The sequence below is a fragment of the uncultured Psychrobacillus sp. genome (genome assembly GCF_938022135.1).
Classification (GTDB): Bacteria; Bacillota; Bacilli; order Bacillales_A; family Planococcaceae; genus Psychrobacillus.
The window spans coordinates 12,820-33,859 of record NZ_CALIED010000091.1 but is presented as its reverse complement, the minus strand read 5'-3'; the positions used below and the strand labels follow the sequence as shown (position 1 = coordinate 33,859).

Sequence of the window (21,040 nt, the reverse complement as noted above, 5' to 3'; positions counted from 1 at the left end):
CCTCCCTATAGCATTTTTTCTAGCACAATTTTATGCGTACCTTTATTACTTATAAATGTTTCTTTAATATCAAACCCAAACTTTATATTTAAAATTAGCATTTCTCTTTTTTCATTTCTTGAGATGGTACGGGCTTTTGTGTACCCCATTGACTTAACAAGTTCATGCTGTCTGCACATCAGCTCTTTCGCTATTCCTTTTCCACGATAATCCTTGTGAACACCGCCCAGCCAGCTATAAAAGGTGCGATTTCCGTAGTCATAGCCAATTTTAAATCCTACTACACGGTCTCCATCCTTTGCTACAAACAGGATTAAATTGTTTTTTTCTTTTAACTTTTCTGTTGCCAAGTCTGAGCCGTCAAATACATGCTTATGTAGCTCCAAAACACCAGAAAGCGTCTGTTTGTCCGGTACCCCATGAAAATATTCATACTCCACTTTTATTCCCCCTCTTGCTACAGTTGCTCTTTATAATCAAGTTTAACTTTGCCTAGAAGTGCATCACAGCCCTCTAAAACCAAATCATAGGTTTCCTGAAAATCACCAGTGAAATAAGGATCAGGTACATCTTTCTTGTGCTCAGTCAAATCTAAAAAACGAATAATTTTGGGATGATCAGGTTGACCAAGCATTTGTCGTATATCTTTAATATTATTTTCATCCATACCAACAATATAGTCAAATTCTTCAAAATCTTCTTTTTGTAGCTGACGTCCGGATATACCCTCTGTCGAAATGTCATATTCTTTTAGCTTGGCTATTGTCCCTGGATGTGGCGGGGCTCCAATATGCCACTCACTTGTAGCAGCTGAATCTACTCGAATACTCGCTTCTAATTTTTCCTTTGCTACTAGATGCTTAAATACAGCCTCCGCCATGGGAGAACGACAAATATTACCTAGACAGACAAATAAAACATGAACCATTTCTTAACATCCCTTCTTAGTCAATTTATACTGCATACGCTTTATAGACCTTATAAACTACCTTTATAATACCCTTTCTATGTCCCTCAAATCTTCTTGATTATAAAAGTACCAATACCAATTAACATAAATAGGATCATCATATAAATAATGAGTATTCCTATTTCTATTGTTTCAACACCAAGCGCAAATAATATTAATAATATGGCCCCTGTACCGAAGAGGACAAAATAAAGTACAGTAGAAAAATAATTCTTCATCATCACAGTTGTGCGTTCATCCATATCCGGTACATTTCCTATACGTTTTTGTCGCCACCATGCATAAAGCAAAAAGACAGAAAAGCCCCCTAATGCTCCAGCTAACATTGGCAAGAAAAGCCCCCAATCGAAGATGCCCTCCTCTTTACCCGAGATATACACCCCTAAAAACGAGCCACCAATGATACATCCACTAATTATTCCATACAATAGGATCTCATAGCCCTTCTTCATCCTTATTCCTCCTCTAGATAAAATAATTCTTCAATAGGTACATCAAAATAACGTACTAGTTTAAGTGCAAGCTCTAAGCTGGGATTGTATTTATTGTTTTCAATCGCTGTAATGGTTTGTCTGGTAATTTGTAAATCACCCGCCATTTGAATCTGTGTTATCCCCTTTTTTAAACGGATTTCTCTTATATGATTAATGACCTTTGCCATTTACTTCCTCCTTGCTTACAATGTAAATATATCTTTACATACAGAATAATCAAAAATTTCTCCAATGTAAAGAAATCTTTACATATTTCCATTAATTTATTGTTATAATTTTCTTGAAAATAGGTGGAGGGGGGAATAAGATGAGAAATCGAGGAGCCACTATTATTTTAGAACAAGGACGAGTTGCACTGATCAAAAGGACTAAGCCTTATACCACCTACTATGTATTTCCGGGTGGAGGTATCGAGAATGGAGAAACCCCTGAGGAGGCAGCTATTCGTGAGACATATGAGGAGCTAGGGGTACATGTTCGCATCCAAAGACTTTTTAAAGTACTACCATATAGCGGAACTCAATATTATTATTTAGCTGATATTGTAAGCGGTACGTTTGGATCCGGAGGGGGAGATGAATATGTAAGCACTTCTAAAGAAAAAGGAAAATATGAACCGATTTGGATCGACCTCAAGGATTTATCTACTCTTGATGTTCGTCCTAAAGAAATAGTAGAAGCAATCTTGGCAGATTAAACAGTCCAAGGAACCCACAAAAATTCGGTTCATAATGAACAGCCTGAAATTTACACAAACTGTGCAAGTTTCTTAGAAATCCAAAAGAGTAGTTAAAATTTTATGGATGAATCCATATATTAAAAAACTGCTACCTTCTTTTAATGGAAAGAAGATAGCAGTTTTTAAGTTGTTGGCTAATTCTATGAGTAGAAACTATTTGTTTATTTTATGCAAATATTATTTGTTTATTTAGAAGCGTCTTGTTTTTAAACTAAAGATCCGCCAGTTTTTAAGTATTTTTCAATACCTTCTGCAGCACGATATGCTAGTGCTCCAACTGTACCAGTTGGGTTGTAACCTGAGTTTTGAGCAAAAGCACTTGCACCAGGTACAAATACGTTTTCACAATCCCACATTTGTAGATAGCTGTTTAAAGCACTTGTTTCTGGATTAGAGCCCATAATTACTCCACCAGTATTATGAGTAGATTGGTAGTTACGAATATCGTAATCTCCGACTTCGAGGCCATTAATTTTGATATCTTTTGCACCCATTTTTTTCATGATCTCAGCTGATTTTTCGCCCATAAACTTCATTAGCTGACGGTCTTGATCTTTCCAATTAAACGTCATACGAAGTAATGGATCACCGAATGCATCTTTATACGTTGGATCTTGATCGATGTAATTATCTTGCCAAGGAAGGGAAGCTCCTTGTGCTTTAACAATAAGAACACGGTTTGCATTTGTAACAGAAGCATCTTTAAATTCTTTCCCCCAAGTTGGAACGCCTGCTGGAATCTGATTGTTGGCAATAGGACGATCCCCTAATTGGGTAATTTGAATTGTCGCACCATGTAAGAAATCTAAGTCAGTATGATCAAAGAAGTCTCCGTTAAAGTCATCAATTTGTGCTCCTAGAGATCCTGCACCACCGTATAAATTGAACTCTTTATCAAAGAAACCTACAGCAGTCCCTAGAATTGTTTGGTATGCATAGTTTCTACCAATGACACCTGTACCAGTAACTGGATCATATGGACGGCCAAGTTGAGAGTTTAATAATAGTTTAATATTGTTCATTTGATAAGCTGATACTACAACTACATCTGCCTCTTGGATAAACTCTTCACCAGTACGTATATCAACGTATAACACGCCAGTAGCTTTTCCATTAGTGTGTAGAACTTTACGTACAACAGAATGAGTACGTACTTCGAAGTTACCAGTTTCTTTAGCTACAGGTAATACTGTAACTACTGGTGAAGCTTTTGCTCCATATTCGCAACCAAAACGCTCACAAAAACCGCAATATTGACAAGCGCCACGAGAAACGCCATCTGGATTAGTATAAGATTGCGATAAATTGTTAGAAGGCATATGGTATGGATGATAACCAAGCTCTTTCGCTGCACTTTTGAATAATTTTATAGCAGGTGTTTCCAGCATTGGCGGGTTAGGGTATTTTATTTGTGGAGAGCCAGGTAGTGGATTCTCCTCACCGCTAATACCCGTCATAGCGTCAAATTTATCGAAGTATGGTTCTAACTCTTCGTATGTTATACCCCAGTCTTGAAGCATCATCCCTTTAGGGATTTTACCTTTTCCGTAACGTTTAACAGTTTCTGAATAGATTTCGAAATCGTATGGAAGGAAGCGGTAAGTTTGACCATTCCAATGCTCTCCTGAACCACCTGTTCCTTCTCCGATTAGGAAGCTACCCCATTCACGGTAAGGTAATGCTCGTTGTGTCATATTGTGACGGAATGTAATCGTTTCTTTAGAAAGATCTTGCATCATTTCTTTACGCTCTGCGTAACGTAGTTCATCATGAGCCATAAAGTAATCTTCAGTCGAACGTTCTTTACCACGCTCTATACCTACTACTTTGTATCCTTTTTTTGTAAGTTCTGCTGCGATAATACCGCCGACCCAACCTACTCCTACTAAAACTATATCTGTTTTTGGTAATTTAGTTGCCAAAGTTGTTCACCCTTTCTATTGGTGTATATTAGTGTGTATGCTGAGAGTTTAAGCTCATAGGATCTATTTTCACGAATTCATCTTTTTCTAACACATTAGTATAACTTGATTGATGGCCAGGGAAATTCTTCATCTTCCAACCAGCCATATCTTTATTACCGCCGTACATAGGGTCAGCATATACTCCTTCAATTGTTACTTTTCTAAGTAAAGAGAAGAAAAAGGATGCACTAACAGCTCCATTTAATTTAACTTTATCAGCTTCAAAATCTTTTAAGATTTCGATTTGTTGTTCTTCTGTTAAAGTAGCGAATTTAGGCTTATCATCGGATTTCTTTGCAGCCTCTGCATTTAAAGCTATAATTCCAAGGTTAAACACTTGCTGACGATTCAAATGTGTTTGGTACCCTTGTTGTGGAACTGCTTCTCCTGGGAAGAAAGGACCGGTCATATATTCTTTTGAGTTCAGACCAAAGCTTCCCGCGAGTTGGTGATCGATATAATATGCAACAAGTAATTCTTTCGCACCGGGTCCTACCTCAGTTTTAGGGAAAATTTGCTCTGCTGCGGCCTCTATCGTATCAAATTGTGCCTTGTCAAAATACATCAGTGCTTGGTTGAAGTTAACCCCAGCAGCTGAATGAACCCCAGTCTCGTTAGTTTTAGATGTTGAGTCTTTCCCTAGTAAAGAACCGAGTGCTCCACCTAGTACAACTCCACCAACTGTTAATCCAGAGTTTTTGATAAAAGTACGTCTAGATGAACGTTTATCTAAGTATGTAGTCTTGTTTTCCTGTTCTGACATAATATGACCTCCAATGTAAATTAGTTGAAAAATAGGTTAAACTATTTATTTAGGTAAACAATTAGTTAAAAATATTCTAATTAATGAAAAACTGCATGCCAGTTATAAATTAATGAGAATAAGATCGTATAAACCAATAAAAATGAGACAAAGTATATATATTTTTTTCCAGTCCAGCAAAGAACAATTATAGCTAGTCCAATACTTGAACCTATTAACGCGAACCAAGGAAACTCGTTATTATAGTAAAAGAGGCCAAGAGCTAAATCTGCTACTATAAATAAAGCAAAAATTACTTGATTCAACAGTTTTAATTCTTCTAAGTTATATTGCGTCACTTTTATTCTCCTTTAACATAGTTCACACAACTATGAAAATGTAATTTTTATACAAAACAAAACAACCGTTTTACAGTCTACTCCTTTTATTTCTTCAATACTAGCTATTTATTTCGAATAATAAAATATAATTTTATTCTGAAAAAACATTAAATTTTTATAATTATTGAAGATTAATAGCAAAAACCCTTGTATTATCGGTATAAATTAATTAGTATTTCTTGGTTAAACAAACTTTAAAATTATATTTATATAACAAAATTTCTATCGAAGGGAAAAAGGGTTTTTATAATGAAGAGACTTTTCCAGCTCACACCATTTGATCATTTTTAATACTAAATTATTTACAAATTTAAACGTAGGAGTATAATGTGTTATTGATACAAAACAACCAATTTTATGTACGATTAACTACTATTGAAAAAAACACATGAGAATATATAGAAACAGTATAGGAGAGATTTTAATGCCAAATATCGGAATACCAGGTTTAATCATTATATTAATTATTGCTTTAATTGTGTTCGGTCCGAAAAAATTACCTCAATTGGGTAGAGCAGTTGGAGAGACGTTAAAAGAATTTAAAAGCTCAACTAAAGATATAGTAGACGATGTTGCAGAAGAATTTAGACTAGAAGACAAAGAAACAGTAACTAAAAAAAATATCTAATGCAAAAAGCCGCCTAATTCTAATAGGCGGCTTTTTGCATGTGTTAATATACGTTCCTAGATATCAGTCTATAAGAATCTATACAAAAGCTTGTTACCCTTTATTTCTTTAAATAACGAAGAAATAAAAGGTCCACTTGGAGTTTGTGTGATGGGATAGGGGTTAGTGATATAGGCAACACACCAGAGATGAAAGTTTATACAAACGTGGATTTATCAGATTCAAACCTGTTATTTGAAAATTTGGATTCTCGTACATAAAAAATGAACCAGTTACCACTTGTCAATGAAGTCATGCTACAAAGGGTAACTAGCCTTTGGAGCATTTTATATATATGCACTTTCATATGCCACTTCTGTTACGATCATTTCCTCTTCGGAGTAAGCCTTAAGTAGTTCCGTTGCTATATACGATGGTGCTCCTAATGATTCTATTATTGCTTGCTCGGATTTTCCCTCTCTTAACAAGTCACAAAAATATTTTTGGAAATCTCGAACTACCGCTTGGCGCTCCTTAGCATTTAAAATATATAGCTGTTTTTCTAATATCTCAATATAAACGTTTGCTGTCACTTCTAACTCCCCCTCGGTACTATTCATTAAATAGTACTATACCATAACACTATTATCCATTGCAAGGTACCTGTTTTAAAATAAAAGAAGATGGTCTCCTCAAAACGAGACCATCCTTTACTTTATTTAAATATTTCTGGATAAACGGTTTTGGCTACTAGTTCCACAGCTTCACCAATTCGTGGACCAGGGCGAGACATTATGTCCGAATCTAATTGGAAGATGGCGTTGTTTTGTACAGCCTCTAGCTGGTTCCAGCCTGGACGAGCCTTAATCTCACCAATTGGATCTTCTACATAATTTACAGTAGTTAAGATAATCGGAGGATTTTTCTTAATGACATCTTCCTCAGATAATTTAATCCACCCCTCTTGGTCTCCAAAAATATTCACAACAGAAGCATTATTCAAAACTTCTTGTTGAAACGTATTTTTACCAGTTGTAAAAATTTCAGGAGAGGGGCTTATCTCAAAATAAACTTGTTTCTGATTAGTTACACCCGATACTTTGTCCTCAACACTTTGAATAGTAGTTTTAATAGAGTTAACAAGGTTTGTTCCTTTATCCTCAACTCCCATTACTGCGGCCAACTGTTCAATATCACCATAGACGTCTTCAAATGACAGTGCCGATTGAATGACAAAAACATCTAAACCCGCATCTTCCAACACTTTAAGCTCTTCCTCAGAACCGGTTGTATACGCAATCACAACATCTGGGTTTATCTCTAAAATACGTTCTGCATTAAAGCTCATAGAATCGGAAATTCTTTCAATTTCCAATGCTTTTTCTGGATAGGTATCATACTCTGTAGCTCCTACTATTTTATCTCCCACGCCAAGGGCAAATAGAATTTCTGTGTTGCTTGGTTGTAGAGACACAACCGTGTCGGGAACTTCTTCAAATGTAATTTCGTTCCCCATATCGTCCGTTACAGTGTATTCCTTTACTTCTTGTACAGAATCTGTTTCAACAGCTGTATTCTTTTCAGCCTCTTGGCAGCCTACAAGTAAGATAGAAAGTATTAGTACCGCTAACCAATTTCTTAATTGTTTATTCATATGTTAATCCCCCAATTCTTTCTTTTTTCTCATGGGATATGATTTACTGACAAATTGAATCTCGTCAACTCCATGATACTTGTTTACATATACCGCCATTGCAAACAATACATTTGCTAATAGCTGCGTGTAGTCAAATAAAATCTCAGGTACTTCTCTTTCTAAAGAGACTTTATGTAAAGCTCTGACCGACTTTTTTGCTTCACTTCGACATACGTGCAACTCACAAGCAGCCGTTGAACCTTGTGGAAGTACGAATATATCTACTCTTCCTTCTACTTTGCTTACGTAGGAATCGTACATATCGCTGAGGATCTGTAAATCTTCTCCATGGATCGCGAGCTTCCCTCTGACAGACCCATTTAAGTGGTATGCCATCGGGGCCAAATACATGAGGTCCTCATATACTCTTGGAATATCTTTTGTTAAAGAAGCAGCCAAGCCGATACGTGTCGTCAGTGAGTCCGTTCGAATCTCAAAGTCTACTGTAGAAGGCTTCTCTCTCATAAACGGATAACAAATATAACGCATGTCCTTTTTCACCTTTTCCCCTCCCTCCCTAGTAAATGTGAACATATGCAATACAATACTCGATCTCTTACAGCACAAAAAACGCCACCCCAAAAAGGGCGGCGCAATACTATTTATCGTTTTATAAATTCAATCGAAAAAATAGACACGTGCCGTACAACCCCTTAACTTCCGAAGAGTATTTATACGTTCAAGAAAAGGCTGGTCTCCTGGCTCATGCATCATTTTACTCTAAGAACCTTCCCATCGACGTTTGGTCAACAGTGGTATTTTTCTTATTTCATCTGCATTTACAGTTGCGGAAACAGCTTCGGTTTTTCACCGAATTCCCAATTAAGCTGACAAGTCAGCACCTTTTCCCTGCAATAAATTATTCACTTATCGTAAGTGTACCATAGCGTATCATTTTGGGATAGAAATGGTTATCTAGTGTTAAAACTTGTAATTAGTTTGTTTCTTGTTCAGTTTATGCTACTGTTTTTATATGAAAAAATATATCCCACTATTACTTTTAATTCTCTTTGTATTTATTGCTTCGGGTCAAACTTCCGAGCAGCAATCTTTAGAGGCTGTGCTTAAAAACTGGCTTCCGAATAAGCCATTGGAGTCCTTTTTGTCTTTATTTCATATTCCTTATTGGGGATTTTATGTCTCTGTCGAGGAACGTGGTTATTATGCATTTGTTGAATTTATCATTAGAAAAGGAACACACTTTTTTTATTTTGGATTAATTTGCTTTGCTATTTATATTGCTTTACCGAAAATAAGAAATCGAAAGCTGTTGGCAATACTGATTACCTTTCTTTTAGGGGCAGCAGATGAATTTCATCAATCCTTTACGAGTGGACGATCTGCACTCTTTCAGGATGTTCTATTAGATACAAGTGGCGCAATTTTTGCCATGCTATTGCTAACGCTTGTTCAATGGTTAAAGAATAGAAAAAACGCTACCCACTAAATTTAAAAGGTAGCGTTTTTCTATTAAGCTATTTAAAGAACTTATTTTCGACTTTTCTTTAATAGGAAGGCAAGACCTAAGGTGATAATGGAGAACACAGTAAGTAATTGATTAATCGGAAGTATAGGCTTGAATTTTACATTTTCCTCGGTGATTTCATAAACTCCAACTGGTTTAATCGAAAATACACCACCTGCTCCTTCTCCTTGACCACTAGCATTTTGCTCGTCTGTAAATCCACCGCCTCCTCCTCCACCTACGAAGTAGTTCACTTTGGCTACTGGCAGAATCCGTTTATTGTCCATAATGATTGGTTCCCCGTATATTAAAGAAGCATCCTTTTCTCTAGAAAACTTTTCAAAAATAGAACGTATTGGTGTTTGTATCATAGGCAGCTTGGTATTATCCTTTTGTTTACTTGTCTTTTCCTCCATACTATCTCTCCTTTATTTTAATATAAGGGTCATATGATGTTCCTCGTAATAAACATCTCTTTCCTTTAAAGCCATTTCTTCTGTTCCAAATACTTTAAATCCTAGCTGCAGGTATAAATTTTTTGCAGACTCATTACTAGATACTACGGAGAGATTAATCTTTTCAATTTCATTAGTTTCTCTTGCCTGTTTAATCGCCTGCTCCATTAAGGACTTACCGGCACCTTTTCTTCTCCCGTGCGGACTAACATACATCGCAAATATATTTGCTCTATGCTTCATTTTTGAGCCACTCTCCTGTAAAAGAGTAACCATACCGATTAATTTATCTCCCTCAAATGCACCGAACGTATAATTCCCATTTACTTGAAAATTGCTTCTTACTCGTTCAATTGGATTTTCTCTTTGAATAGCTTCTTCATAACTAGTACCAAATGCTTCGGGGTTATTTTGCAGTGCCTCAAGCCTTAGCTGCCAATATGCCTCTGCATCATCACCTATTAATCTTCTAATTTCCATTTCTATACCTCCTGAAAATAGCGTGCATTACAAAGTTCATGTGCGTACAATATTAAATCTCGACAAGCTTCTGCACGTGAGCTTTCTGTTGCAAATAGCGAAGGAGATTGCTCTAATGTACGAATTCTCATCCCTTCTTGTATTAAAGGATGCCAAACATTTGGCAGCATACTTAATCCTTTTCTCAGTGCTTCTCTTTTTGAAATGATCTGCTGATATTCGAGTGAATAAAGAATTCTGCAAATAGTAGCTGTAACAAACTCCACCACCTCGTCAGTCACTGAATCTGGTATTTCTTTTGTTTTCTCATACCAATATTGATTAATATTGTATTTTAACGTCCCTAAGACGTCCTCCCATTCAGTAGAAATCTTTAACTCTTGAATATCTGTTCCCTGCAATGTAATTCCATGCTCCTTTAACAACCACCAAGTCACATGATTAATGTCCCAATGCCCAACTCTAACAACGCCATCTGTACAAAAAGGATAAGGTTGCATAGCTTCGTTCCCCTTACTAAGGTCAGTTGCTTGGATATACATACCGTCCATCCGAGAACCTAATTCCTCTTTAGACAATTGAAAATGAAGATCCTTTATCATTTCTATCTCTTTCTCATTTACCTGTCGATTTAATAAAACGATAAAGTCTATATCACTCTTTTTCTCATCAAAAGCGTCTAAAGCAACGGAGCCATACAGATAAACTCCTTCTATTAAATTCATAGGCAAATGTGTATTTAATTGCTGTAGATATACTTGCATTAAATTATGTAGAGAATACGGTAATAAATACTTCAACCTTTCACCTCCTCTAAATATGTTCAAAATATGTTCCAGTTCCCGAAATTTCGACAAAACATGACAAGTAACACTATTGATATGGATTCATCTGCGTTACATTATCGCTAACAAATTATTTTTATTAAGGAGATTATCAACTGTGAATAAAAAAGTTGCTTGGATCACTGATACTGCCGCTTTATTGGAACAATCATTTATTGAAAAACATAATATACATGTCTTACCGTTAAATATTGTTTTTGAAGAGGGTGCATTCAAAGAAACGATTGATATGACACATGATGAATTCTATGACAAATTAAGAACGGCTAAAGTTCATCCAAAGACCTCTCAGCCTCCAATTGGTGAAATGGTACAACTATATGAAGACCTAAAAGCAGAAGGATATGATTGTGCAGTTGCCGTCCATACATCAAGCGGTTTGTCTGGCACCTACCACAGCTCACAAACCGCTTCTAAAATGGCCAATTTCAAAGTATATTCCATTGACTCCAAAATAGGCTCTTATCCAATGGTCAAAATGCTAGAGGTTGGGAAAAGCTTGTTAGAAGAAGGCCGGGGCGTAGAGGAAGTTGTAGCTCATATAGAAAATATGACAAATAACTCTGAGTTATCCTTCATTCCATCTAGCTTGACTCAGCTTCATAAAAGTGGTCGTGTTTCCGGCACAGCAGCCTTTCTTAGCAATCTATTAAATATAAAAGTGGTTATTTCCTTTGATAATGGAAAAACCGTCCCGACAGAAAAAGTACGTGCTACTAAAAGAGCTAAAAACTATGTAATGGGACGCCTTCGAAAAGATATGAAAATAGCAGAAGTTCCAGAAGTTGCAGTAATCAACTGCAACAACAAAAAGGATGCTCAAACGTGGAGAGAAGAAATCCTGCAGGAATTCCCTAACCTTAAGGTTATTGTCATCCCATTAAGTGCCTGTGTAGGAGTTCATGCTGGAGAAGGGACCATTGGACTTAGCTGGGTTCGGTATTAATATAATTTATAAAGGGGTTTGCTATTTAGCAAACTCCTTTTTTAACAAAGAGCAAATGGAAGCATCACAAAACTGCCCTTTTTCAAACGCAGATTCTCTTAATGTACCCTCATATATAAATCCTGCTTTTTCCAATGTTTTTTTGGATGCCATATTGTCGGGATCATAGAGTGCTTCTATTCTGTGAAGCTCCATCTTTTCAAAGCCATAGGACAGGATAGGCTGCAAAACCTCCGTCATTACTCCACTTCTCCAAAATTCTGGAGTAAGCTCAAACCCGATTTCAGCCTTATTGTGTTCCTTTTCCCAATTATGGTAGCCACAGCTCCCTATAATCTTATTGTCCCCCTTAGTAGCTATCCCCCAACGAAATCCTTCGTTTTTATGGTACTTTATTTGCCACTTTCTGATTATCTTTTTCGCTTCGCCAATATCCTTGAAGACGTCTAAATCATAATATTTCATAACCTCATCCTGAGAGAAATAATGGAAAACCTCTTTTGCATCGCTTAGTTCTATTTGGCGCAGTACAAACCGTTTCGTTTCCATTCTAGGAAAATTTTTATTACGTTGATCGTAGGCAAATAATACAAAAATTGCGCAATGGCAATAATCCCTGACAGGGTACTAATAAAAATGCTTACCCAAAAGTACATAGGTATTCTTCCACTTCCAATAGGACCGACTTTCGGCTGATACACGTCATAGACGGCATAAAAGTTAATCCCTAATAAAACTATTCCACCAAACAAGATAAACCATTTAACCATAGCGACACTCCCTATCGAGAGTTTATTCGAGATGGTTGCCATAAAACCCTTTTTTAATGGTGGTGAAGGATGTCTACTACAATTCGATGGCTCGGTTGACGGCATGGCACTCCATACCCTCACAAGTTCCAGCAAGTTTACGACAATCTCTCGATAATTTACTACAATCCCTCACCAGCTCTTTCCCCTTGACTTGATTTACGACAATCGTCTCTCCGATTACTACAATGACCGGATACTTTACGACAATCATCCGATAATTCACTACAATCCCTCACCAGCTCTATCCCATTGACCTGATTTACGAAAATCCGTCATCCTATCCACTTACCACAACAACTTTACTCTCTCAGATGCTGTCCAATAAATGCTTCTATCCCCATATCACCAAGGCTTCCTACTCGATGCTTCCTAACGGAAACAACTTGATTCTCCATTTCCTGGTCACCGATGATCAGCATATACGGATGTTTTTGCATGGCTGCCTCTCGTATCTTCAATCCAATTTTTTCTACGCGGTCATCTACTTCTACCCGGTAGCCTTCTTGTTGTAGCCGCGACTTTACTTCTTCCGCATAAGCTAGATGAGCGTCTGTGATAGGCAATACCTTCACTTGAACTGGGGCTAGCCAAAGTGGAAAATTACCTTGAAAGTGTTCTAATAGAATCGCGATAAACCGTTCTATGGAGCCATAGATTGCTCGATGAATCATGATAGGACGACGAAGTTGATTGTTTTCATCGACGTACTGACAACTAAATTTTTCCGGCATTTGAAAATCAAGCTGAACTGTTCCACACTGCCAGCTACGTCCAAGTGAATCGAATATATGGAAGTCAATTTTAGGACCGTAAAAAGCTCCATCTCCTTCGTTCACTTGATATTCAACCTGTTTACTCTTCAAAACCGATTCTAGTGCTTTTTCTGCTTGGTCCCATGCTTCCACAGAACCCATAAAATTCTCTGGACGAGTTGATAGCTCCACTTTATAGCTAAATCCAAATTCCTTATAGAATTCATCTACTAGATCTAATACCTTCGCAAGCTCACCTTCAATTTGCTCTTCTAGAACAAACAGATGGGCATCGTCTTGAGTAAATGCTCTAACACGTAATAGACCATTCAAAGATCCCGAAAGCTCATGACGGTGTACTAATCCTAGCTCTGCATACCGTATTGGAAGTTCTCGGTAGCCTCTTCTTTTACTATTAAAGATTAAAACTGCTCCTGGACAGTTCATTGGCTTTATTGCATACTTTTGTTCATCCACATCGGCAAAATACATGTTTTCATGGTAATGATCCCAGTGTCCGGATTTTTCCCATAGCTCCTGCTTCATCATGATAGGAGTTTTTATTTCCTGATAGCCTGCTTGTTGATGCTTCTCTCTCCATAGATTTTCGAGTTCATTTCGTAAAACCATTCCTTTTGGCAAATAAAATGGCATACCTGGAGCTTCCTCCATGGACATAAATAATTCTAGTTGCTGACCTAATTTTTGATGACTTAATCTTCCCTCGGCTTTTACTGACATAATTAATTCCTCCTCGTTTTGTTTTACATAATAAAAAAAGACCACACCCATCCCGGTAAAGGGACGAGTGTGGTCGTGGTTCCACCCTAATTTTGCCGACACTAAAAAATATGGCTCTCATAAAATATAACGGTTTCCCGATTATGGATACTAGTTGTTCCCCATAATAGCTCCAAGGTGGTAAACTATTCGCCTTTCTAACAGGGCTTTCAGCCAATGACCCTGCTCTCTAATTAGAAGTTGTTGAATAATTCATGTCCTTTTCATAGCTTAAATATAAAATTGTGCATACAAAAAACCACACCCGTCCTGGTAAAGGGACGAGCGTGGTCGTGGTTCCACCCTAATTTTGCCGTCGAATAAAAAATACGGCTCTCTAAAAAGATAACGGTTTCCCGATTATGGATACTAGTTGTTCCCCATAATAGCTCCAAGGCGGTAAATCATACGTTTTTCTTACAGGGCTTTCAGCCAATGACCCTGCTCTCTAATAAGAAATTACCTAAATGACTCATGTCCTTTTCTTTGCCTAAATAATATAAATTGATTTTTAATAGTATATTCAATGAGTTTAGAATAGTCAACTAAATTTTATTTTAAATGGAAGAACGTCCCATCACAACTGTGTGATAGTATTTTCCATCCTTTAACATTTTATCATTTTTTAATATACCCTCTACCTCGAAACCATACCTTTTATATAAGGTAATCGCTTTTTCGTTTGTATGTAATACATTTAATGAGATCTTTTTGATACTACCGGCATCCGCCCAAGCGATAGACTCCTTCAAAAAGTTGGTACCGATACTCAGCCCCCAATATTCTTTTAAGACACACACACCAAATTCTACTTTATGCGCAAACCGCTTTAAGCCGTTCCCTTCACATCTAGAAAAACCAACAATCCTCCCCTCAATCTCTGCGACTAAAAAGAGATTGTTCACGGAAAGGGTGTCATCTTCAATTAGCTTCTCAAAGCCTGTGACATCAATGAATGCTTCCCCTTGTTCTCTATCTAGATTCTCCGTCTCCCCGTCAATTTGAACCCTTACCTCGGACAGCTGTTTTGCATCGAGCTGACTAGCCGATCTGATTTTATACGAGATATCTCTAACCTTATATTCCTTTGTCTCTATTTCCATCTCTCAATTTCCCACTTTTCTTTATTTATTCTTATCAAAGTTTCTTTTAGCAAGCTGCTGCAAAGGATCCCATACACCGTTAAATGGAGGAGCATACGATAAGTCTAGGTCTAATAAATCCGGGAGCGTCATACCATGGTACAGGGCAGTAGCCAATACATCAGTGCGCTTGTCTACTCCATGCCCTCCAACAATCTGCCCACCTAGAAGCAATTGATCCTCTTTGCGATAAAGAAGTTTTATCTGCATTAACTCTTTCCCAGGATAATACCCTGCAATATCACTGGCCTCAATCGTACTTGTGTCGAAAGGAATGTCTAGTTCCTTTACTTCCTCCTCTGATAGTCCGGTTCTACCAATCGACAATTCAAAGAATTTCATAATAGAGGTACCGACAATACCTTTAAACGGAATTTTTTCTCCAATCATATTGAATCCTGCAAGTCTACCTTGTTTATTGGCAGTAGTACCTAGCGGGACATAATCGTTTTTTTGTTTCATACGATTAAAATGAGTGGCGCAATCTCCTGCCGCATATATATCTGGAATACTTGTTTCCAAATATTCATTTACGATTATGGCTCCATTCGCTAGAGTTTCTATTCCTGTCTCCTTTAGGAAGTTAGTTGCTGGTTTTATGCCAATAGCTATCAACACTAAGTCTGTTGAGTAGGTCCCTTTGTCAGTTACCACTTCTTGGACTCGTGTGTTTCCCGTAAAGGATTTAACCTCCTCATTTAGTTTGACCTCCACATGTTTTTCCTTTGCCTTTTGTTGCAATATGTCTGCCATCTCTGGGTCAAGAATTGGCATAAGCCGATCGCCTCGTTGAATTATTCGGACCTCTTTACCGATTTCTCTTATGTTTTCTGCCAGTTCCAACCCTATATATCCACCCCCTATAATAGTCACGTGGTTTACATCTTTCAGCTCAGCTATTAAAGCCTCCGTTTGCGGAATGGTTTTAAATGTATGTATTCCATCTAGTTGTGTACCCTCCCAATCAGGTACGATGGAGCTAGCACCTGTTGCTACCAATAGGCGGTCATACTTAACTTCAAATCTTTCTCCAGTTACTAATACATTACCTGCAACTGTTTTGTTCAGAGGGTTTACATCCGTTACTTCATGCCCAATCTTTGCATCAATCTTATATTTCGTTCGAAACATTTCCACGCTTCGTGCGATTACATCTGTCGTAGAAAATATCTTTTTGCCAACTACATATGGTAGGCCACATTGTCCGTATGAGTAAATATTTCCTTTTTCTAAAGTCGTAATTTCTGCTGTAGAATCATTGCGAAAAATCTCCATTGCAGCACTCATACCAGCTGCATCACCGCCTATAATCACATAATGCATATAGCTCTCCTCCTCATATCTCTTTCTATTACTTCTCGTTTGGGTGATAATGTTCCTTCTATTGTTAACAATGCCCTTAATTTCATTAAGTTAATCTCAATCAAAAGAGGTATGCCCTGTATTAAAGGACATACCTCTTTAACTGTAATCTTATTAAACTGCACGATCCCAAAAGCGATGTGCTGCCACTGCATTGATGAAGTCATCAACAAAATGTACTTTATCATTTGCTAACACACCAATTTGACCTACAAGTCCCATTTCTTCTAGTAGCTCGTCGCCACTAAAGGTAGATCCGATAGGCTTATAGTGAGTAAAGGCTTCTTGGACAAATAACATCGCATTCTTCTTAAATGCTGGTGTTGTTCCATCATTGCTAGCCACATAGACTGCGTCGAATAAAACGGAATCTGCTGTTAAGAAGGTGTGATCTACTGGTAAACTTGCACCATTTGCTCCAGTTACACTTCCATGATGATCACTCACGACCATAGGAAGAGTTCCTTTTGCTTTTAAAGCCTCCATAAAGCTCAATAACTCTTCATCAAAGCCATCTCCTACGAGAATTGCTATTTTTCTAGTATCAGGCTTCATTACTGTATTTAGCTGACTTAAGGCTGGTGAAGATTTGGTTACTTTATTCTCAGCAGTTCCTTGAATAACCATTCCTAAATTCTCTGCAACTTTGCTCGCCATTTCTAAATCTATGTTTGCAATCATTTCTAATGCTTGAGTACGTACCGATTTCTCTACACATTTACCAAGCTCAAAACTAAATGCTTCAATTATGTGTTCCTTCTCTGGCTTACTCATACTATTCCAGAACATTGTAGCTTGAGTGAAATGATCCTTAAAGCTTTCACTACGCGCTCTTACTTTACGTGCATCTATTTTTTCTTGGTAATGTGCATAGCCCCCCTCTGCTTCACTAACTGGAGCTGGAGTGTTGTTAGCTAGGGAGTTTTTGTGATAGCTTACTTGTCCAACGTTAATTGTTTGTCTACCATAACCATCTCTTTGGTTATTATGGAATGGACATACTGGACGGTTAATCGGTAGCTCATGGAAATTTGGACCGCCAAGTCTTATTAGCTGTGTATCCGTATAAGAGAATAATCGTCCTTGTAAAAGGGGATCGTTTGTAAAATCTATTCCAGGAACGACATTACCAGGGTGGAAAGCAACCTGTTCTGTCTCAGCAAATACATTATCAACATTTCTGTTTAACGTCATTTTCCCTATTCGTTTAACTGGAACATCTTCCTCTGGCCATATTTTAGTCGGATCTAATATATCAAAGTCAAAAGCGAACTCATCCTCTTCTGAAATAATTTGAACGCCAAACTCGTATTCTGGATAGTCGCCTTTTTCTATTGCTTCATATAGATCACGGCGGTGGAAGTCGGGATCCTTACCATTAATCTTTTGTGCTTCATCCCACACAACCGAGTGAGTTCCAAGCAATGGCTTCCAATGGAATTTAACAAAGTGAGCCTTTCCTTCTTCATTGACAAATCGGAAGGTATGAACACCAAAGCCTTCCATCATGCGATAGCTTCTAGGGATTGCTCGATCTGACATAGCCCACATAATCATATGTGCCGACTCTTGGTTGTTTGCTATAAAATCCCAAAAAGTATCATGTGCTGTAGCTGCTTGAGGCATCTCGTTATGAGGCTCTGGCTTCATCGCATGGACTAGATCAGGAAATTTAATAGCATCTTGAATGAAAAAGACAGGAATATTGTTAGCCACTAAATCGTAGTTTCCTTCTTCTGTATAGAATTTAGTCGAGAACCCTCGAGCATCACGCGCTAGCTCGCCTGACCCGCGGGAACCAGCAACTGTCGAAAACCTTACAAAGACAGGGGTCTTAGAACCAGGTGTTTGTAAGAACTTCGCTTTTGTATAAGGCTTCATGGATTCGTACACTTCAAATACGCCATGTGCTCCGTAACCTCTAGCATGAACAATTCGCTCTGGAATTCGCTCATGATCAAAATGCGTCATCTTTTCTCTAAAATGAAAATCTTCCATAAGTGTTGGACCACGATCTCCGGCCTTTAAAGAGAATTCATCCTCTGAAACTTTTAAACCATGGTTAGTTGTCATAGCTTTATCTTTATCTACCGCACGAAATTGTTCTAATTGTTCATTTTTACTGTTTTCATTTACTTTATTATCCAATCGAAGTCCTCCTCTTAATATAAATTGCTTCTATAGGATAATTACCCATAATTTTAGTAAAAAAACTTCTTTATTATAATCTTTCTAAATTAGTAACTAGTTTAGAGCTTTAAAGCGCATCGTTTCTATTAAAGTATGAATGAGGGAAGTATGATTGATTTCCCCTTTCTACGTGGGAAAGATAGGGTAGTAAAACTTGGATAAGTTTATCTTTTTTACGAGCTAAAAGAAAAAAATACCTCAAGAGATTATATATCTCTCGAGGTATATGCTTACACTCTGAAGCTAGAGCTGAGAATATCAACCATAGCCTTTATTTAACCCATTATATTGTATCCACCATCTACGTATACTATTTCTCCAGTGACACCTCGTGATAAGTTACCAAGAAGAGCAACCGTCATTTCTCCTACTTCTTGTTGTGTAACATTTCGTTTAAGAGGAGCAGTTTCTTCTATTTTATGCAAAATCGTGTTAAAAGAAGAGATACCCTTAGCAGCTAAAGTTCGAACGGCTCCAGCTGATATCGCGTTGACACGAACGTTTTGTTTACCCAAATCTACAGCCAAATATTTTACAGATGCTTCTAAAGATGCTTTAGCAATACCCATTACATTATATCCTTCTAAAACACGCTCTGCTCCAAGATAGGACATGGTGACAATAGCTCCACCCTCTGTCATAAATGGAGCGGCTTCTCTTGCAGCTGCAATTAGAGAATATGCACTGGTATCTTGGGCAAAGGCATAGCCCTCTCTAGATGTTTTAATAAAATCATCCTTTAAATCCTCTGCATGAGCAAATGCTACAGAGTGTACTACTCCATGAATGACTCCCACTTCCTTGCCTATTGTTTCGAATGCGGATTTGATACTATCATCACTATTAACATCACATTCTACTACTAGCTTAGCTTCCAAGTCATTAGAACTTAATAATTTTTGGATTTTACCTAATGATCTTTCCTTACGGTAAGTAAAAATAACATTAGCACCTACGTCATATAAAGATTTTGCAACTCCCCAAGCAAGACTTCTCTCATTTGCTACACCCATCACTACAATGTTTTTATCTTTTAACTGTATTAAGTCCTTCATAAGAACCTCCCATTTTAACCTGTTATTAGTACCTGTTACTAATTTAAATCATATCACATTCAATGGATGTTACGCTATTCATTTTGAACTACCAAGCTAATATCTTCCTCTTGAAAATAAACGACTACACAGTTTTTCTAAAAAAATATCTAACAGAATTAGTCCACAACATAAAAAGCTACTTGCTTTCCTCAATGAGGAAAGCAAGTAGCTTTTTTAATCTAATACTTCATTTATAGAATTTGCTAAACTTATATTTTTTAAATTCTTGCATGCAAAGTATTGCATAGCCCCTGCACCACCTATATAAAATTTAGTTTCTTTATGATTTTCAGCAAACTGGTCCAACCCAGCTAGCAATTTAGGATTGCGTTCAAAAGGTATGCTTGTCGAAGCAGACAATAGAACCTTTTGTGGTTTAAGTTTTTCTACCATTGATTCTATTGCTCCCGGTGCAGGAGAAGCACCTACTAAAAAGGATTTCCACCCCTTCATCATAAACTGTAGTAATAAAATATGAACCGGGATTTCATGGGTTTCATGAGGAAGACAGCACCCTATCACTAGTGGCGCATCATCCCTATAATGAAAATTACGACGAATTTGCACGAGGAAATCACGCACAATCATACTAGAAACAGCCTCCTGATACTCATCCCATTCTTCCTTTTCCCATCGGTTTCCCACCTCGAGTAAAAAGGGTAATACGACCTTATCTAAAAAATTCTCTAACCCGTAGTGAAAGTATGCTTGCTGCAAAGTATACGTTAGCTCTATTTCATCGAGATCTGTCCCATGCTCCAACAGCTTAAAAACAAAATCATTAAACTCTGGAAAAGAGGATTCCTTTTCTATAGGTAGCTCCACTTGGGCATGATCTAATTGTTTTTCCTCCAAAACCTGCGCAACTGCTTGCTTTAGAGAGTATCCCTTCTCAGATAATACCTTCACTTTTAAAAGCTTCTTTATATCCTCTTCACTATAAACCCGATAGCCGTTATCTAAACGTTCAGGTTGAATCAAGTCATAGCGCTCTTCCCATTTCCGAATAACCTGCTTTGACAAACCTGTTACATTAGACACCTGCTGAATATTATAACTACTATTTGGGCGAGCTTGCATCATCCGTATTCATCCTTTCAG

General features: G+C 37.4%; 26 protein-coding genes, 1 riboswitch and 2 other annotated features. Of the genes, 4 read left to right on the top strand and 22 right to left on the bottom strand.

Features of this window, described 5'->3' with window-relative positions; all coding sequences use genetic code 11:
* Nucleotides 1–5: 5 nt before the first annotated feature.
* From Q0371_RS18915 to Q0371_RS18900, 4 genes are all read right to left on the bottom strand, one after another.
* Entirely contained in the window at nucleotides 6–440 is a 435-nt protein-coding gene (locus Q0371_RS18915; protein ID WP_169358421.1) for a GNAT family N-acetyltransferase, read from the bottom strand.
* 17 nt (nucleotides 441–457) lie between these two features.
* On the bottom strand, nucleotides 458–928 hold the full coding sequence (locus tag Q0371_RS18910) for a low molecular weight protein-tyrosine-phosphatase (RefSeq protein WP_169358420.1): 471 nt from the start codon (nucleotides 926–928) through the stop codon (nucleotides 458–460).
* An 86-nt stretch (nucleotides 929–1,014) separates the two neighbouring features.
* Nucleotides 1,015–1,422 (bottom strand): hypothetical protein, encoded by a 408-nt coding sequence (locus Q0371_RS18905; protein WP_169358419.1) that lies wholly within the window; start codon nucleotides 1,420–1,422, stop codon nucleotides 1,015–1,017.
* Between the two features lie 2 nt (nucleotides 1,423–1,424).
* Nucleotides 1,425–1,631 (bottom strand): helix-turn-helix transcriptional regulator, encoded by a 207-nt coding sequence (locus tag Q0371_RS18900; RefSeq protein ID WP_169358418.1) that lies wholly within the window; start codon nucleotides 1,629–1,631, stop codon nucleotides 1,425–1,427.
* Between the two features lie 140 nt (nucleotides 1,632–1,771).
* Between Q0371_RS18900 and Q0371_RS18895 the strand changes: the two genes are divergently transcribed.
* Entirely contained in the window at nucleotides 1,772–2,161 is a 390-nt protein-coding gene (locus tag Q0371_RS18895) for an NUDIX domain-containing protein (RefSeq protein ID WP_169358417.1), read from the top strand.
* 248 nt (nucleotides 2,162–2,409) lie between these two features.
* Here Q0371_RS18895 and Q0371_RS18890 read toward each other — a convergent pair whose 3' ends face one another.
* The 3 genes from Q0371_RS18890 to Q0371_RS18880 form a co-directional block, all read right to left on the bottom strand.
* Entirely contained in the window at nucleotides 2,410–4,125 is a 1,716-nt protein-coding gene (locus Q0371_RS18890; protein WP_298474167.1) for a GMC family oxidoreductase, read from the bottom strand.
* A 28-nt stretch (nucleotides 4,126–4,153) separates the two neighbouring features.
* A complete protein-coding gene (locus Q0371_RS18885; protein ID WP_298474164.1) occupies nucleotides 4,154–4,930 on the bottom strand; it encodes a gluconate 2-dehydrogenase subunit 3 family protein in 777 nt (258 codons plus the stop codon).
* Between the two features lie 80 nt (nucleotides 4,931–5,010).
* A complete protein-coding gene (locus Q0371_RS18880; RefSeq protein WP_298474161.1) occupies nucleotides 5,011–5,268 on the bottom strand; it encodes a hypothetical protein in 258 nt (85 codons plus the stop codon).
* A 466-nt stretch (nucleotides 5,269–5,734) separates the two neighbouring features.
* Here Q0371_RS18880 and tatA point away from each other — a divergent pair, with 466 nt between their 5' ends.
* On the top strand, nucleotides 5,735–5,938 hold the full coding sequence (gene tatA / locus Q0371_RS18875; protein WP_298474158.1) for a twin-arginine translocase TatA/TatE family subunit: 204 nt from the start codon (nucleotides 5,735–5,737) through the stop codon (nucleotides 5,936–5,938).
* Nucleotides 5,939–6,264: 326 nt separating this feature from the next.
* On the opposite strand, the gene Q0371_RS18870 is transcribed toward tatA, so the two are convergent.
* From Q0371_RS18870 to Q0371_RS18860, 3 genes are all read right to left on the bottom strand, one after another.
* Nucleotides 6,265–6,510 carry a DUF1700 domain-containing protein gene (locus Q0371_RS18870; protein WP_298474155.1) on the bottom strand — a complete coding sequence of 82 codons (246 nt, stop codon included), beginning with the start codon at nucleotides 6,508–6,510 and terminating at the stop codon, nucleotides 6,265–6,267.
* Nucleotides 6,511–6,632: 122 nt separating this feature from the next.
* Nucleotides 6,633–7,571 (bottom strand): helical backbone metal receptor, encoded by a 939-nt coding sequence (locus Q0371_RS18865; protein WP_298474152.1) that lies wholly within the window; start codon nucleotides 7,569–7,571, stop codon nucleotides 6,633–6,635.
* A 3-nt stretch (nucleotides 7,572–7,574) separates the two neighbouring features.
* Complete coding sequence (locus Q0371_RS18860) at nucleotides 7,575–8,114, bottom strand: hypothetical protein (protein ID WP_298474149.1); 540 nt, start codon at nucleotides 8,112–8,114, stop codon at nucleotides 7,575–7,577.
* Between the two features lie 169 nt (nucleotides 8,115–8,283).
* Nucleotides 8,284–8,474, bottom strand: a riboswitch (cobalamin riboswitch).
* Between the two features lie 112 nt (nucleotides 8,475–8,586).
* On the opposite strand from Q0371_RS18860, the gene Q0371_RS18855 reads away from it, so the two are divergent.
* A complete protein-coding gene (locus Q0371_RS18855; RefSeq protein WP_298474146.1) occupies nucleotides 8,587–9,060 on the top strand; it encodes a VanZ family protein in 474 nt (157 codons plus the stop codon).
* A 41-nt stretch (nucleotides 9,061–9,101) separates the two neighbouring features.
* On the opposite strand, the gene Q0371_RS18850 is transcribed toward Q0371_RS18855, so the two are convergent.
* Genes Q0371_RS18850 through Q0371_RS18840 form a run of 3 tightly spaced genes read right to left on the bottom strand, consistent with a single transcriptional unit; the run spans nucleotide 9,102 to nucleotide 10,813 of the window.
* Nucleotides 9,102–9,494: a spore germination protein GerW family protein gene (locus Q0371_RS18850; protein WP_169358409.1), complete on the bottom strand. Its 393-nt coding sequence runs from the start codon at nucleotides 9,492–9,494 to the stop codon at nucleotides 9,102–9,104.
* 12 nt (nucleotides 9,495–9,506) lie between these two features.
* A complete protein-coding gene (locus Q0371_RS18845) occupies nucleotides 9,507–10,013 on the bottom strand; it encodes a GNAT family N-acetyltransferase (RefSeq protein WP_251553251.1) in 507 nt (168 codons plus the stop codon).
* Nucleotides 10,014–10,015: 2 nt separating this feature from the next.
* Nucleotides 10,016–10,813: an aminoglycoside adenylyltransferase domain-containing protein gene (locus Q0371_RS18840; protein ID WP_298474138.1), complete on the bottom strand. Its 798-nt coding sequence runs from the start codon at nucleotides 10,811–10,813 to the stop codon at nucleotides 10,016–10,018.
* A 142-nt stretch (nucleotides 10,814–10,955) separates the two neighbouring features.
* Here Q0371_RS18840 and Q0371_RS18835 point away from each other — a divergent pair, with 142 nt between their 5' ends.
* The gene (locus Q0371_RS18835; RefSeq protein ID WP_298474136.1) at nucleotides 10,956–11,804 is read left to right on the top strand and encodes a DegV family protein; all 849 of its coding nucleotides are present in this window, start codon (nucleotides 10,956–10,958) and stop codon (nucleotides 11,802–11,804) included.
* A gap of 21 nt (nucleotides 11,805–11,825) precedes the next feature.
* On the opposite strand, the gene Q0371_RS18830 is transcribed toward Q0371_RS18835, so the two are convergent.
* The 9 genes from Q0371_RS18830 to Q0371_RS18790 form a co-directional block, all read right to left on the bottom strand.
* Complete coding sequence (locus tag Q0371_RS18830; protein ID WP_298474133.1) at nucleotides 11,826–12,353, bottom strand: GNAT family protein; 528 nt, start codon at nucleotides 12,351–12,353, stop codon at nucleotides 11,826–11,828.
* A complete protein-coding gene (locus Q0371_RS18825; protein WP_298474131.1) occupies nucleotides 12,320–12,574 on the bottom strand; it encodes a hypothetical protein in 255 nt (84 codons plus the stop codon). Before Q0371_RS18825 ends, Q0371_RS18830 begins: the two co-directional genes overlap by 34 nt.
* Nucleotides 12,575–12,650: 76 nt before the next feature.
* A complete protein-coding gene (locus tag Q0371_RS18820; protein WP_298474128.1) occupies nucleotides 12,651–12,839 on the bottom strand; it encodes a hypothetical protein in 189 nt (62 codons plus the stop codon).
* A 76-nt stretch (nucleotides 12,840–12,915) separates the two neighbouring features.
* On the bottom strand, nucleotides 12,916–14,109 hold the full coding sequence (gene thrS, locus Q0371_RS18815; protein WP_298474125.1) for a threonine--tRNA ligase: 1,194 nt from the start codon (nucleotides 14,107–14,109) through the stop codon (nucleotides 12,916–12,918).
* 56 nt (nucleotides 14,110–14,165) lie between these two features.
* Nucleotides 14,166–14,385, bottom strand: a binding site (T-box leader).
* 37 nt (nucleotides 14,386–14,422) lie between these two features.
* Nucleotides 14,423–14,644, bottom strand: a binding site (T-box leader).
* Nucleotides 14,645–14,705: 61 nt separating this feature from the next.
* Nucleotides 14,706–15,251: a GNAT family N-acetyltransferase gene (locus tag Q0371_RS18810; protein WP_298474123.1), complete on the bottom strand. Its 546-nt coding sequence runs from the start codon at nucleotides 15,249–15,251 to the stop codon at nucleotides 14,706–14,708.
* Between the two features lie 21 nt (nucleotides 15,252–15,272).
* A complete protein-coding gene (locus Q0371_RS18805; protein WP_298474121.1) occupies nucleotides 15,273–16,613 on the bottom strand; it encodes a CoA-disulfide reductase in 1,341 nt (446 codons plus the stop codon).
* A 153-nt stretch (nucleotides 16,614–16,766) separates the two neighbouring features.
* Nucleotides 16,767–18,800: a catalase gene (locus Q0371_RS18800; RefSeq protein WP_298474118.1), complete on the bottom strand. Its 2,034-nt coding sequence runs from the start codon at nucleotides 18,798–18,800 to the stop codon at nucleotides 16,767–16,769.
* A 317-nt stretch (nucleotides 18,801–19,117) separates the two neighbouring features.
* Nucleotides 19,118–19,897, bottom strand: a complete 780-nt coding sequence (fabI, locus tag Q0371_RS18795; protein WP_298474115.1) for an enoyl-ACP reductase FabI — start codon at nucleotides 19,895–19,897, stop codon at nucleotides 19,118–19,120.
* 216 nt (nucleotides 19,898–20,113) lie between these two features.
* A complete protein-coding gene (locus Q0371_RS18790; RefSeq protein WP_298474112.1) occupies nucleotides 20,114–21,022 on the bottom strand; it encodes a MerR family transcriptional regulator in 909 nt (302 codons plus the stop codon).
* Nucleotides 21,023–21,040 lie beyond the last annotated feature (18 nt).